This window comes from Umezawaea sp. Da 62-37, assembly GCF_032460545.1.
Classification (GTDB): Bacteria; Actinomycetota; Actinomycetes; order Mycobacteriales; family Pseudonocardiaceae; genus Umezawaea.
In genome coordinates this window covers 8,346,525-8,359,556 of record NZ_CP135965.1, presented here as the reverse complement: position 1 = coordinate 8,359,556, position 13,032 = coordinate 8,346,525, and the positions used below count along the sequence as shown (strand labels likewise).

The 13,032-nt window shown below is 71.0% G+C and carries 10 protein-coding genes; 6 read left to right on the top strand and 4 right to left on the bottom strand.

Annotated features, from left to right (window positions below; all coding sequences use genetic code 11):
• The first annotated feature begins 227 nt into the window (after window positions 1–227).
• Entirely contained in the window at window positions 228–1,181 is a 954-nt protein-coding gene (locus tag RM788_RS38645) for an RluA family pseudouridine synthase (protein ID WP_315924509.1), read from the top strand.
• Here the strand turns inward: RM788_RS38645 and RM788_RS38640 are convergent.
• Both RM788_RS38640 and RM788_RS38635 read right to left on the bottom strand, forming a co-directional pair.
• Entirely contained in the window at window positions 1,150–1,713 is a 564-nt protein-coding gene (locus tag RM788_RS38640) for a DUF305 domain-containing protein (RefSeq protein ID WP_315924507.1), read from the bottom strand. The genes RM788_RS38645 and RM788_RS38640 overlap by 32 nt on opposite strands.
• 80 nt (window positions 1,714–1,793) lie before the next feature.
• Window positions 1,794–2,351, bottom strand: coding sequence for a lytic polysaccharide monooxygenase auxiliary activity family 9 protein (locus tag RM788_RS38635; RefSeq protein ID WP_315924505.1), 558 nt, complete (start codon window positions 2,349–2,351; stop codon window positions 1,794–1,796).
• Window positions 2,352–2,644: 293 nt separating this feature from the next.
• Here RM788_RS38635 and RM788_RS38630 point away from each other — a divergent pair, with 293 nt between their 5' ends.
• The gene (locus tag RM788_RS38630; protein ID WP_315924503.1) at window positions 2,645–3,685 is read left to right on the top strand and encodes a C40 family peptidase; all 1,041 of its coding nucleotides are present in this window, start codon (window positions 2,645–2,647) and stop codon (window positions 3,683–3,685) included.
• A gap of 5 nt (window positions 3,686–3,690) precedes the next feature.
• Here RM788_RS38630 and RM788_RS38625 read toward each other — a convergent pair whose 3' ends face one another.
• Entirely contained in the window at window positions 3,691–4,272 is a 582-nt protein-coding gene (locus RM788_RS38625; RefSeq protein ID WP_315924501.1) for a TetR/AcrR family transcriptional regulator, read from the bottom strand.
• A gap of 114 nt (window positions 4,273–4,386) precedes the next feature.
• Between RM788_RS38625 and RM788_RS38620 the strand changes: the two genes are divergently transcribed.
• Window positions 4,387–5,532, top strand: a complete 1,146-nt coding sequence (locus tag RM788_RS38620; RefSeq protein ID WP_315924499.1) for an FAD-dependent oxidoreductase — start codon at window positions 4,387–4,389, stop codon at window positions 5,530–5,532.
• A gap of 279 nt (window positions 5,533–5,811) precedes the next feature.
• Here RM788_RS38620 and recQ read toward each other — a convergent pair whose 3' ends face one another.
• Window positions 5,812–7,650, bottom strand: a complete 1,839-nt coding sequence (gene recQ, locus RM788_RS38615) for a DNA helicase RecQ (protein ID WP_315924497.1) — start codon at window positions 7,648–7,650, stop codon at window positions 5,812–5,814.
• Window positions 7,651–7,763: 113 nt separating this feature from the next.
• Here recQ and RM788_RS38610 point away from each other — a divergent pair, with 113 nt between their 5' ends.
• The 3 genes from RM788_RS38610 to RM788_RS38600 all read left to right on the top strand — a co-directional run bounded on the left by RM788_RS38610 (window position 7,764) and on the right by RM788_RS38600 (window position 13,030).
• Window positions 7,764–8,147 carry a VOC family protein gene (locus RM788_RS38610; RefSeq protein WP_315924495.1) on the top strand — a complete coding sequence of 128 codons (384 nt, stop codon included), beginning with the start codon at window positions 7,764–7,766 and terminating at the stop codon, window positions 8,145–8,147.
• 207 nt (window positions 8,148–8,354) lie between these two features.
• Window positions 8,355–11,600, top strand: coding sequence for a GH92 family glycosyl hydrolase (locus RM788_RS38605; RefSeq protein ID WP_399341391.1), 3,246 nt, complete (start codon window positions 8,355–8,357; stop codon window positions 11,598–11,600).
• Window positions 11,601–11,608: 8 nt separating this feature from the next.
• Complete coding sequence (locus tag RM788_RS38600) at window positions 11,609–13,030, top strand: MocR-like pyridoxine biosynthesis transcription factor PdxR (RefSeq protein ID WP_315924491.1); 1,422 nt, start codon at window positions 11,609–11,611, stop codon at window positions 13,028–13,030.
• The last annotated feature ends 2 nt before the right edge of the window (window positions 13,031–13,032 follow it).

The following is a 13,032-nucleotide window of genomic DNA, read 5'->3' as shown; positions in this document are numbered from 1 at the left end:
CATGCCCATTTCAAGGGTGTTCGGAATGTTTATGCACGTGAACCAGTCGATCTTGAAAAGATTCGTCCGCCAAGCGCGGAAAAGACCTGGGCGCGACCAATGCGACCACGATTTCCACCACTTCCCCGCGCACCGGACGCGCGTCCGGGGGCAAGCGGGTCCGGTGCGCCGCGGGGACCGGGGCGGGCGCGTGCCGCGGCGCGCGTCCCGCCTACGCTGCCACTCTGATGAGACGCAAGCAGAAACCGCCGCTGGCGCAGCGGCACGGGCTCGACCCCGCACGGCTGCGGATGCCCGCCGAGGGGCCGTGGGCGACGCTGCGGGACCACCTGGTGGAGCGGTTGCCGAAGGTGGACCCGGCGCGGATCGACATGATGCTGCGCGAGAGCCGGATCGTGGACATGGACGGGCCGTTGGCGCCGGGAGCGCCGTTCGTGCCGAACTCCTCGGTGTGGTTCCACCGGGACCTGCCGGAGGAGGTGGCGGTGCCGTTCGAGATCGGGATCGTGCACCGCGACGACGACCTGCTGATCGTGGACAAACCCCACTTCCTGGCGACGATCCCGCGCGGCAAGCACGTGGTGGAGACGGCGCTGGTGCGGTTGCGGCGCGAACTGGGCCTGCCGGACCTGGTGCCCGCGCACCGGCTGGACCGGGTGACCGCGGGGCTGATCATGTTCATCGTGAACCCGGCGCGGCGCGGGGCGTACCAGACGATGTTCCGGGATCGGGTGGTGCACAAGGAGTACGAGGCGATCGCGCCGCACGACCCCGCGCTGGAACTGCCCCGCACGGTGCGCAGCCGCATCGTGAAGGAGAAGGGCGTCATCACGGCGCAGGAGCTCGACGGGCCGCCGAACAGCGAGACCCTGGTGGAACTGGTCGAGCACCGCGATGGGCTGGGTCGATACCGGTTGCTGCCGAAGACCGGGCGGACGCACCAGCTCCGGCTGCACATGAACGGGCTCGGCGTGCCGATCCTGGGTGACGACTTCTACCCCGTGCTGACCGAGACCGCGCTCGACGACTACCGGAAACCGTTGCAGCTGCTGGCGAAGGTGCTGTCGTTCACCGATCCGATCTCCGGCGCGCCACGCCGGTTCGAGAGCCCGTCGACGCTGCTGGCGTGGGCGTCGCGCGAGCGGTGGCTCACCGGGCCGGTAGCTGACCGACCAGGCTGAGCAGCCTGGCGATCTCCTTGCCGCGCGACTCGCGGATCGTGGTCGCCAGGTCCTTGGCCTGTTGATTGGAGCCACCCTCGATCTCGGACCTGGTCAGCTCCACGGAGTTGTGCAGGTGTCCGGTCATCAGGTTCAGGAACGTGGTGTCGAAGTCGGCTTCGGGCGCCTTCGCCAGCGCCTCGATCTCGGCCGGGCTCGTCTGGTGCAGGCCGCCGTGGTGCTCGTGGGCCGACGGGTCGCCGTTCATCGCCGTGGGCTGCGACCAGCCGGTCAGCCACCCGGTCATCTTCTCGGTCTCGGTGCGCTGCACGGCGTCCAGCTCACCCGCGATGTCGCGCACCTCGGCCCTGGTGGTGCGCTCCTTCGCGATCCTCGTCAGCTCGAGGCCTTGCGCGTGCAGCGGCAGCATCATCTGGAGGAACATCACGTCGGCCGCGTTGTGGTCGTCCTGCCCCTTCGGTTCGGCGGTCGCACCGCAGCCCGCGAGCAGCAGGACGGCCGCCACGAGGGCGGCGAACGGGTGGCGCTTCATGGCGGAAGTCCTCCACGGCAAGGGGAACGGGCGGCGGAAGGCCCGCGCTCCGGCGCGGAACGCGGGCCCTTTCCCACTGGCTAAACGGCCGCCAGTGCGTTCGCGCCCGCCGCGAAGCCGTTGATCTGCAGGTCCACGCAGGAGTAGAACGCGTTGGTCGTGTCGGCGATGTTCCAGACCGCGAGGAGCTTCTGCCTACCGGTCTTCCCGCCGAGTTTGACCGTGTGGCTGACGGTCGCGCCCGGCTGCTTGCCGCCGTCGTTGAACTCGGCGACGCGGGTGCCGCCGATGAAGTACTGCCAGGTGCTGGTGGCGTGGCGCGCCGTCAGCACCCAGTTGAAGGTGACCGTGCCGCCGACCGACGTGGCGGGCCAGCCCTTGCTCTCGTCGCTCAGCTGCGAGAACCGCGAGTTGTTGCCGTGGCAGTTGGTCGCGCCCTTCGGGCCTTCCACGCTCTGCGGCTCCCACACGATGTCACCGCAGTTCTGCACGCGGCCCTGGGCGCAGTTCGCCTGCCTGCTCGGCGGGGACGAGATGTACCCGTGCGCGCTCGCCGTGCCCGCGGGTGCGAGGACGACGATCAGGGGCGCGACACCGATGGCGACCGCCGCCGCGGCCAGCTTGCTCCTCAAACTCATGACAGCTCCTCTGGGATGAACGGCTGTTCCCAGGTGGGAAGCGGTTCAGGAGCGCCTCCCACCGCAGGGTGGGAACCCGGTGCAGCGGTACGTGATCCACTCCGTGTCAACGCGGCGGAATTGACACGGGCTAGTCCGGACACGAGTTTCCGCTGGTCAGCGGATCCAGGTGATCACTTGTTCATGTGGTCTAGACCAGCCACGTTAGCGACCCGGAACAAAACGGTCAAGCACTTCGGAAACCTTCCACACGAATAGTGAACCGGCGGACCCCGCATCCCGTAGGGCCGGGTATGACGTCGTTCCCCGGCAAGCGGACCACCCGAGCAGCACTGGCCGCGGCGGTGGTCGTGGCCGCCTTGATCGTCACCCCGACGCAGGCGACAGCGGATCCGGTGCTGCCCGCGAACGCCTCCGAGGCGCTCAAGGTGTACACCGACCTGACCCACGACGCGGAGGCCCTCAACGAGGAGCACCTGCGGGCGCAGGAGGACCGGCAGAGGAAGCAGGGCGAACTCGACCGCGCCAACCAGGACCTCGCCACGGCCGGATCGGCGCTGGAGAAGGCCTCCGCCGCCGAAGGCGAGTTCCGCGGCAAGGTCGACCTGCTGACCGAGGCCTCGTTCGAGGGGGCGCGGTTCACCGGTTTGTCGGCGATGCTGACGGCCTCCTCGCAGCAGGACTTCCTCAGCCGGATGTCGGCGATGAACGTGATGGCGGCCGACCAGACCGCGGCGCTGGACGCGTTGTCCGGAGCGCTGGCCGACGCGTCGGCGGCGCAGGCCGGGGCGACCGACGCGCAGAAGCGGGCCAACGAGGCGTCGGCGGCGGCCACGAAGCTCGTGACGGACATCGAGGACCGCCGGGTGGCGCTGGTGTCGCAGGTGAACACGGCCAGGACGCAGTACAACTCGCTGAGCTCGTCGGACCGGGCGGTGCTGGCGGACCGCGGCGACACGACCTCGGTCGACACGCCCGCGGGCGCGGCCGGGGCGGCGTTGGACTTCGCGTTGGCGCAGCGGGGGAAGCCGTACGTGTTCGGGTCGAACGGGCCGAACTCCTGGGACTGCTCGAGCCTGACGCAGGCCTCCTACCGGGCGGCGGGCGTGACCATCCCCCGGACCACCTACACGCAGGCGACCACCGGGCGCTCGGTGTCGCGCGGCGAGGTCCAGGCGGGCGACCTGATCATCTACTACTCCGGGCAGTCGCACGTGGCGATGGCCGTGGACAACGTGCGCGCGGTGCACGCGGCCACCGAGGGCGTGCCGGTGAAGATCGCCAACATCGACGACATCGGGTCGATCAACGTGATCCGGCGGATCGTCGGGTAGGGCGGTCAGCGCTCGGGCGGCGTCCAGCCGCGGGCGAGGACGTCGAAGACGGTCTCGACCGCGGCACGGCGGTCCTCCCTGCCCCTGGTGAGGGCGGGCACCTCGAGCACGAACCGGGCGAGGGTGGCGCACGCCAGGTCGTCGTGGTCCACGCCGACCTCGTCGGCGATGGCGGCGCCGAGCGCGTCGGTGTGCCGGGTCCACATGCGTTCGGAGTACTCGCGCAGGACCGGGGTCGAGTCCACCAGAGCGGCGAACTCCGACAGCTGCGGATCCGCGGCCAGCGGCAGCCAGGTGGCCAGGACGTGCTCGCGGAGGGCGTCGACGAGGCCCTGCCCGTCGGCCCGGTCGCGCACCGCCGCGACCAGCCCCGCCTCCTGGTCCCCGTCCTGGTCGAACACCAGGGCCTCCTTGCCGGTGAAGTGCTTGAACAGCGTCGTGGTCGACACGTCCGCCGCGTCGGCGACGTCCCGGATGCCCACCTGGTCGTAGCCGCGTTCGAGGAAGAGCCGGAGGGCGGCGTCGGCGATGGCCTGCCGGGTGGCGGCCTTCTTGCGTTCGCGGCGGCCGACTGGGGGCTGGGTCATGTCCCCAGCCTACCCCAAAGGTGCAACAGAACACAAAGTTGAACGGTTGCACTTTTGAACTCGGTCTGCTTTTCTGGGATGGCAACAGCACCACGCCGTCGAAGGGGAACGACCATGAACTCACCAGCACCCACCCGCGCCAGGATCAGCGTCATCGGCGCGGGACCCGGCGGACTGACCTGCGCCCGCATCCTCCAACGGCACGGCATCGCGGTGACCGTCCACGACCGCGACCCCGACCGGGACGCCCGCGACCAGGGCGGCACCCTCGACCTGCACGCCGACGACGGCCAGCTCGCCCTGCGCGAAGCGGGCCTGATCGACCGGTTCTTCCAGCTGGCGCGCCCGGAGGGTCAGGAGATGCGCCAGATGGACCCGACCGGGAAGGTCATCTTCCACAGCGTCCCGGACGCCGACGACCTCTTCAAACCGGAGATCGACCGCGGCCAACTGCGCACCATGCTGCTCGACTCGCTGGAACCCGGAACCGTGCGCTGGGGCCGGTCCCTCGACTCGGTCGACGGCCCCGAGGACGGGCCGCGGCTGCTCCGCTTCACCGACGGCACGACCGTCGAGGCCGACCTGGTGATCGGCGCCGACGGCGCGTTCTCCAAGGTGCGCCGCGCCGTCTCGCCCGCCACGCCCGGCTACACCGGCGTGAGCTTCCTGGAGGCCTGGTTCAGCGACGTCGAGGACCGGCACCCCGAGATCGCCGAACTGGTCGGCGCGGGCAGCGCCGCCGCGGCCGACGGCGACCGCGGCGTGTTCGCGCAGCGCAACAGCGGCGACCACATCCGGGTCTACGTCATGCGGCGCGTCCCGGTCGACTGGATCGCCGCGACCGGCCTGACCATCGGCGACACCGACGGCATCCGCGCCCACCTGCTCGACGAGTACGCCCACTGGGCTCCCGAACTGCGCAGGTTCCTCACCGACAACGACGGCCCCTACGTCGACCGCCCGCTGTTCACCCTGCCCTCACCCCACACCTGGGACCACCGGCCAACCGCCACCCTCCTCGGCGACGCCGCCCACCTCATGCCCCCGGTCGGCATCGGCGTCAACCTCGCCATGCTCGACGCCCACGACCTCGCACTGGCCTTGGCGCACGCGGACACCGTCGCCGAGGCCGTCCACGCCTACGAGCAGGTCATGCTCCCCCGCTCCGCCGAGATGGCCAAGCTGACCGAGGGCGCCGCCGAATTCCTGCTCTCCGGCGACATCCCCGAATTCGGCTACGGGGAAACCGCGACCGCGTGACCGACAGCCAGCAAGGAACCCACACCAACTCGCGGTGCACGAACGACACGGCAACCGCCCCCGTGCAGCCACCCCCGACCCGCTCAAGCCGCTGAAAAGCAGGCCGAACACGAACCGTGGTCGATTTACTTGGGGTTTTCGGCCCTACACTTTCGACGGCGGGCAGGAGCTCCACCACCTGCCTTTTCAGACCGCCGAGGGCCGAAAAAGGGGCCCCAAGTCACATCGACCACACCACAGGCGGTCTTCACCCCACCTGGCCGGCACCGGCCGAAACCCTCACTCCGCCAACGCGTCCAGGATCCCCTGCCCGTACTTGGCGAGCTTGTTCTCCCCCACCCCGTTCACCGTGCCCAACTCCTCCAACGTCGACGGACCCAGCGTGGCCACCTGACGCAGCGTCGCGTCGTGGAACACCACGTAGGCGGGCACGCCCTGCTCCTTCGCCGTCGCGCCCCTCCAGGCCCGCAGCCGCTCGAACACCGGCACGGCCTCGGCGGGCAGGTCCACCACCGCGGCGGCGGCCTTCGAAGTCTTCGCGGGGCGGGACGCGCGCGCCTTCTCCGGCTCGCGGCGCAGCAGCACTTCGCGCTTGCGGCCCAGCACCTCGGCGCTCGACTCGGTCAGCACCAGGGTCCCGTAGTCGCCCTCGACGGCCAGCAGCCCCTGCGCCAGCAGCTGCCGCACCACCCCGCGCCACTCGGTCTCGCGGAGGTCCGCGCCGATGCCGAAGACGGTCAGCGAGTCGTGGTCGAACTGGATGACCTTGGCGGTCTTCTTCCCCAGCAGGATGTCGATCACCTGGCCCGCGCCGAACTTCTGCCTGCGCTCGTTGTGGAGCCGGTACACCGTGGACAGCAGCTTCTGCGCGGGGATGGTGCCGTCCCACGACTCGGGCGGTGACAGGCACGTGTCGCAGTTGCCGCAGGGCGTGCCCTCCTGGCCGAAGTAGGCGAGCAGGCGGGTGCGGCGGCAGTCGACCGCCTCGCAGAGCGAGAGCATCGCGTCGAGGTGCTTGCCGAGCATCCGCCGGTGCGCCTGGTCGCCCTCGGAGGTGTCGATCATCTTCCGCTGCTGCACCACGTCCTGGAGCCCGTAGGCCAGCCAGGCCGTGGACGGCAGGCCGTCGCGGCCCGCGCGGCCGGTCTCCTGGTAGTAGCCCTCGACGGACTTCGGCAGGTCGAGGTGGGCGACGAACCGGACGTCCGGCTTGTCGATGCCCATGCCGAACGCGATGGTCGCGACCATCACGAGCCCGTCCTCGCGCAGGAAGCGGGACTGGTTGGTCGAGCGCACCCGCGAGTCCAGCCCGGCGTGGTAGGGCAGCGCCGGGATCCCGTTCTGCACCAGGAAGTCCGCGGTCTTCTCCACCGACGCGCGGGACAGGCAGTAGACGATGCCCGCGTCGCCCGCGTGCTCCGTCTTGAGCAGGTCGAGCAGCTGCCGCTTCGGCTCGTTCTTGGGCTCGATGCGGTACTGGATGTTCGGGCGGTCGAAGCTGGCGACGAAGTGCCGGGCCTCCTTGAGGTTCAGCCTGGTCGCGATCTCCGCGTGCGTGGCCTCGGTCGCCGTCGCCGTCAACGCGATGCGCGGCACGTCCGGCCAGCGCTCGTGCAGGGCCGAGAGCGCCAGGTAGTCCGGGCGGAAGTCGTGGCCCCACTGGGCGACGCAGTGCGCCTCGTCGATCGCGAACAGCGACACCTTGCCGCGGTCGAGCAGGCGCATGGTGGATTCCAGGCGCAGCCGTTCCGGCGCCAGGTACAGCAGGTCGATCTCGCCCGCGAGGAACTCGGACTCGACCATGCTGCGCTCGTCCGGGTTCTGCGTGGAGTTCAGGAAGCCCGCGCGCACGCCCACGTTGCGCAGGGCGTCGACCTGGTCCTGCATGAGCGCGATCAGGGGCGAGATGACCACACCGACACCCGCCCTGACCAGCGCGGGGATCTGGTAGCAGAGGGACTTGCCGCCGCCTGTCGGCATCAGGACCAGCGCGTCGCCGCCCGCCACCACGTGCTCGATGACGTCCTGCTGGCTGCCGCGGAACGCGTCGTAGCCGAACACCCGGTGCAGCACCTGCCGGGCTTCGCTCGGATCGGTTCCGATGTCGGGGGTCACCATGCCCGCAGATCCTACGAGGGGGCACCGACAGGAACGGATTCGCGTTGACCTCCACCGCGCTCGAAGTTCTACGCTCGTCGGTTCCACGAGGACGACGAAGGGGATCCACCAGCATGGCAGTGCGGTTGAACCACACGATCGTGTCGGCCCGGAACGCGCGGGCCTCCGCGGAGTTCCTGGCGTCGGTGATGGGCCTGCCCGCGCCGACGCCGTTCGGTCCCTTCATCGCGGTGCGGACCGACGGGGACACGACGCTCGACTTCATGGACGTGCGCGGGGACATCACCCCGCAGCACTACGCGTTCCTCGTCGACGAGGACGACTTCGACGCGATCTTCGGGCGCGTCCGGGAGTTCGGCGTCACCTACTGGTCCGACCACGGCCACCGCGGCGAGGGGCGGATCAACACCCGCGACGGCGGCCGGGGCGTGTACTTCGACGACCCCGACGGGCATGCGCTGGAGATCATCACCAAGCCATACGGCGGCGGCGCGTGAGACGGGTTCCGCGGGCGTGCCGAGCGGAGCGCCCTCCCGCGCCGGGGGCGAGCCCGGTTCGCCCGGAAACGAACGGTCAACGGCCTGTCCGCTTTTGTCCGGTCGGTTCCGCGACGAGTCGTTGACAGCCGGTCACCCCTCCTGACACGGTGCGTCCCAAGGCGGCAACTGTGGGGCATGACAACGATGTCAACTAGGAGGATCCTGGTGCGCAGCAGACGAACCCGTGTCGCGGCGGTGCTCGCGGGAGCGCTAGTGGCGGGAGTGCTCGCCACTCCGCCCGCGTCGGCGGCGCCCGAGGACGACCCGACGACGCTGGTGAACCCGTTCGTCGGGACGCAGAACTCCGGCAACACCTTCCCCGGCGCGAGCGCGCCGTTCGGGATGGTGCAGGTCAGCCCGGACACCGGCGGCCAGGGCGGGTACGACTACCAGCAGGGCACGATCTACGGGTTCAGCCAGACGCACCTGTCCGGCGTCGGCTGCGGGGTCGCGGGCGAGCTGCCGATGATGCCCACCACCGGCGCGGTGGGCAGCGTCGACCCCAACGTCTACAAGTCCCCGTACTCGCACTCCGACGAGGAGGCCGCGCCCGGCTACTACCGGGTCGGGCTGTCGAAGTACGGCGTCGACTCCGAACTCACCGCGACCGCGCGGACCGGCTGGCAGCGGCACACCTTCCCGGCCACCGGCGCGGCGAACATCCTCTTCAACACCGGCAAGGCCAACCAGAACGTGTTCGACTCCGAGGTGCACGTCGTCGGCGACCGGACGGTCGAGGGGCGCGTCCGGGCGGGCCAGTTCTGCGCGGGCCACGACGAGCACACGGTGTACTTCACGGCCACGTTCGACCGGCCGTTCGCCTCGTTCGGCACCTGGCGCGGGTCCACGACCACCGGCGGCAACCGGGACGCCGCGGGCACCGGCGGCAACGGCGCGTGGGTCACGTTCGACGCCAACGCCGACCGCGACGTCGTGGTGAAGGTGGGGCTGTCCTACACCGGCGCCGAGGGCGCGCGGAAGAACCTCGCCGCCGAGACGACCGACTACGACTTCGACGCCGTGCGGCAGCGCCTGCACGACTCCTGGGTCGGGCAGCTCGGCTCCATCAAGATCGGCGGCGGCACCACCGAGCGGCGGACCGCGTTCTACACCGCGCTCTACCACTCGCTGCTGCACCCGAACGTCGCCGGTGACGTGGACGGCCGGTACGTCGGCTTCGACGGGGCCGTGCACACCGCCGACGGGTACACGCCGTACCAGAACTTCTCGCTGTGGGACACCTACCGGCCGCAGAACCAGCTGCTGGAGATGCTGCGCCCCGAGGTGGCACGCGACGTCGCGCTGTCGCTGGTGGCCAGCGGACGCGACGGCGGGTGGCTGCCGCGCTGGGCGCTCGCGAACAGCGAGACCAACATCATGACCGGCGACCCGGTCACGCCGTTCCTCGTGGAGGCCTGGTCCAAGGGGCTGCTGGCCGGGCACGAGGAGGAGGCGTACGCGCTGCTGCGCGAGAACGCGACCAGCCTGCCGCCGGCGGACTCGCCGTACAACGGGCGTTCCGGCGTCGAGTACTACAACGACCGCGGCTACATCCCGTCCGGCCTGACCGTCGGCACGGACTGCGCGCACAAGGGCGGCGACAACGACTGCGTGCACCCGGCGTCGGCCACGTTGGAGTACTCCGCCGCCGACGCGGCGCTGGCGCTGATGGCCAAGGGCCTCGGGCACGCCGCGGACGCGACCACGTTCGCGGGCCGCGGCCAGTGGTACCGCAACCTGTGGGACTCCTCGATCTCGCAGTTCCGGCCGCGCACCAAGGAGGGCACCTGGTTGGCGCCCTACGACCCGGTGGAGGCCTCGCACCAGTTCCACGAGGGCGGCGCCTACCAGTACCAGTGGCTCGTCCCGCAGGACCCCAAGGGCCTCGTCGCGCTGATGGGCGGCAAGACGGCGACCGAGAAGCGGCTGGACGACTTCTTCGTCTACGACAAGCTGCTCACCGACCCGGCGGGCACCGCGCGGACCGACTGGATCACCCAGCCCTACGACTACTACGGCAAGCCCACGTACAACCCGAACAACGAGCCCGACCTGCTCGCGCCGTACGTGTACCTGTGGGCGGGCGCGCCCGCCAAGACCGCGACCGTCGTGCGGGCCGCGATGACGCTGTTCACCACCGGCGCGGACGGCATGACCGGCAACGACGACCTGGGCACGATGTCGGCCTGGTACGTGTTCTCCTCGCTCGGGATGTACCCGACGATGAGCGGCGGCGACTTCATGGCGCTGTCCAGCCCGCAGTTCGAGTCGGCGACCGTCCACATCGGATCGTACGCGTCGTCGCAGGGCGGCACGCTCACCGTGACCGCGCCCGGCGTCAGCGACGCCAACCGGTACGTGCGGAGCCTGAAGTTCAACGGTGCCAACCAGACGAAGACCTGGCTGGACTGGAAGTCGCTCGCCCGCGGCGGCACGCTCGCCCACCAGGTCGGCTCCACGCCCTCCTCGTGGGGCACGCAGGCCGGTGCCGAGCCGCCGTCGATCAACTCCGCGCCCGCCGACGGCCGCGAGCACGTGGACGCCTCGCTGCGGCCCGCGTCGGTGATCGTGCCGACCAAGGCGGCGGCGCAGACCGTGACGCTGAACCTCGACGTGCTGGGCCAGTCCCCCGGCACGCTCTCGGTGCCGCTGAAGGTGGTCGTGCCCCAGGGCTGGGGCGTGACGGTGCAGCGCTCGCCGCTGCTGATCGAGTCGAAGCGGCTGCCGGTGCAGAAGACCGTCACCGTGCCGGTCACCGTGCCCGCGAACACCCCCGCCGGTACGTACCGGGTGCAGGCCACGGCCGGCACCGTCACCAGGACGACCACCGTCGAGATCAAGACGGCGGGCAACTGCGCGACCGTGGTCGACGGGCAGTGCGCGGTCGACCTGTCCCGCGAGCGCAACCACGACGGCGCGGCGACGGTCGCCGAGTCGGCGCAGGGGAACTTCGACGGCGGCGGCTGGAGCTACGACGGCGCGCTGCTGCCCGCGGCGGGCAAGGTCGTGTGGGGCGGCGTGACCTACTCGACGCCGGACCCCACGGGCACGGCGGACAACTTCGTCGAGACCCGCGGCCAGGCGGTGCTGCTGCCGCAGGGCAACTACACCAGCGCCAAGCTGGTCGCGGCCTCGCACAACGGGCCGGTGACGGTGGCGCTGACCGTGCGGTACTCCGACGGCAGCAGCGCCGAGGTGCCGGTCACCGTCGGCGACTGGGCCGGGTCGACCCCGCCGGGCAGCACGGTCGTGCTCGACATGCCGCACCGGATCAAGGCCGGTCAGGGTGTCGACGGGCCGCCGGTGCGGCTGTTCGGGCAGGCGCTGCCCGTGGACCGCGCCAAGGTGCTCCAGTCGGTCACCCTGCCCAACGACCCCCGTGTCGAGGTGTACGCCTTGACGCTGGTCTGATTACCGGCGTGGACCTGCATGTGAGCCTGGACGGGCGGCGCGACCTGACCGCCCAGATCTACCTGCAGGTCCGCGCCGCCATCCTGGACGGGCTGCTGCGGCCCGGTGAGGCGCTGCCGCCGACCAGGGAGCTGGCGGCGGCGCTCCAGGTCTCCCGCAACACCGCCAACGCGGCCTACGAGAAGCTGGCCGCCGAGGGCTTCCTCACCAGCCGGGTGGGCGTCGGCACGTTCGTCAGCGACCTGCCGTTCCGCGGCGCCCGCGAACCCGAGGCGCGCCCGTCGCCGCTGCGGCCGCGGCCGATGTGGGACGCCATGCCCGACCCGCCGGACCTGTCGGCGATGACCCGCGAGTTCGACTTCCGCCCCGGAATGCCGGACGCGACGCACTTCCCGTTCGCCACCTGGCGCGCGCTGCTCGCCAACCAGCTGCGCGGCTCGGGCACGGAACTCGGCATGTACGGCGAACCCATGGGGCACGCCGGGCTGCGGGAGGCGATCGCCCGGCACGTCGGCGTGTCCCGCGCGGTCCGGGCGACCGCGGCCGACGTGATGGTCACCGCGGGCGTGCAGCAGGCCGTCGACCTGATCGCCAGGGTCGTGCTCGAACCCGGTGACGTCGTGGCCGTGGAGGACCCCGGCTACCCGCCGGTGAAGCGGCTGTTCCAGGCGATGGGCGTGCGGCTGGTCGGCGTGCCGGTCGACGCCGAGGGCCTCGTGGTGGACGAACTGCCCGAAGCGGCGCGGCTGGTGTACACCAGCCCGTCGCACCAGTTCCCGCTCGGCCACGCCCTGTCCCTGTCCCGGCGGCTCGCGCTGCTGGAGTGGGCGGAACGGGCCGACGCGGTGATCCTGGAGGACGACTACGACAGCGAGTTCCGCTGGACGGGCCGCCCGGTGGAGCCCCTGCACGCGCTCGACCGGACCGGCCGGGTCGTGTACGTCAGCTCGTTCTCGAAGGTCCTGCTGCCCACGCTGCGGGTCGGGTTCTGCGTCGCTCCCCCGCCGCTGCACTCCGCGCTGCGCAAGGCCAAGCACCTCGCCGACTGGCACTCCTCCAGCCCCGTGCAGGGCGCGCTGGCCGAGTTCATCGACAACGGGCTGCTGGCCGCGCACCTGCGCCGGATGCGGCGCGTCTACCGGACCCGCCGCGACCGGATGTCCATGGCGTTCGACCAGGACTTCGCCGACCACCTGGAGCCCATCACGAGCGCGACCGGGCTGCACCTGACGGCGTACCTGCGGTCCGACGTGCCGGGCGAGGACGCGGCCATCACCGCCCGCGCGGCCTCGTCGGGCGTCGCGCTGCACACCATGGCGCTGTGCGGCGTGGACCGGGTGCCGCGCCAGGGGTTCGTGTTCGGCTACGGGCTCGTGCAGACCGGGGCCCTGGACGAGGGACTGGCCAGGATGCGCCGCGCGTTCGCGTGACC

What these genes read in the sequence shown, in the direction of transcription:
- RM788_RS38645 (WP_315924509.1), top strand. Translation starts at nt 228, where the DNA reads ATGAGACGCAAGCAGAAACCGCCGCTGGCGCAGCGGCACGGGCTCGAC.
- RM788_RS38620 (WP_315924499.1), top strand. Translation starts at nt 4,387, where the DNA reads ATGAACTCACCAGCACCCACCCGCGCCAGGATCAGCGTCATCGGCGCG.
- RM788_RS38610 (WP_315924495.1), top strand. Translation starts at nt 7,764, where the DNA reads ATGGCAGTGCGGTTGAACCACACGATCGTGTCGGCCCGGAACGCGCGG.
- RM788_RS38640 (WP_315924507.1), bottom strand. Translation starts at nt 1,713, where the DNA reads ATGAAGCGCCACCCGTTCGCCGCCCTCGTGGCGGCCGTCCTGCTGCTC.
- RM788_RS38625 (WP_315924501.1), bottom strand. Translation starts at nt 4,272, where the DNA reads ATGACCCAGCCCCCAGTCGGCCGCCGCGAACGCAAGAAGGCCGCCACC.
- recQ (WP_315924497.1), bottom strand. Translation starts at nt 7,650, where the DNA reads ATGGTGACCCCCGACATCGGAACCGATCCGAGCGAAGCCCGGCAGGTG.
- RM788_RS38635 (WP_315924505.1), bottom strand. Translation starts at nt 2,351, where the DNA reads ATGAGTTTGAGGAGCAAGCTGGCCGCGGCGGCGGTCGCCATCGGTGTC.
- RM788_RS38630 (WP_315924503.1), top strand. Translation starts at nt 2,645, where the DNA reads ATGACGTCGTTCCCCGGCAAGCGGACCACCCGAGCAGCACTGGCCGCG.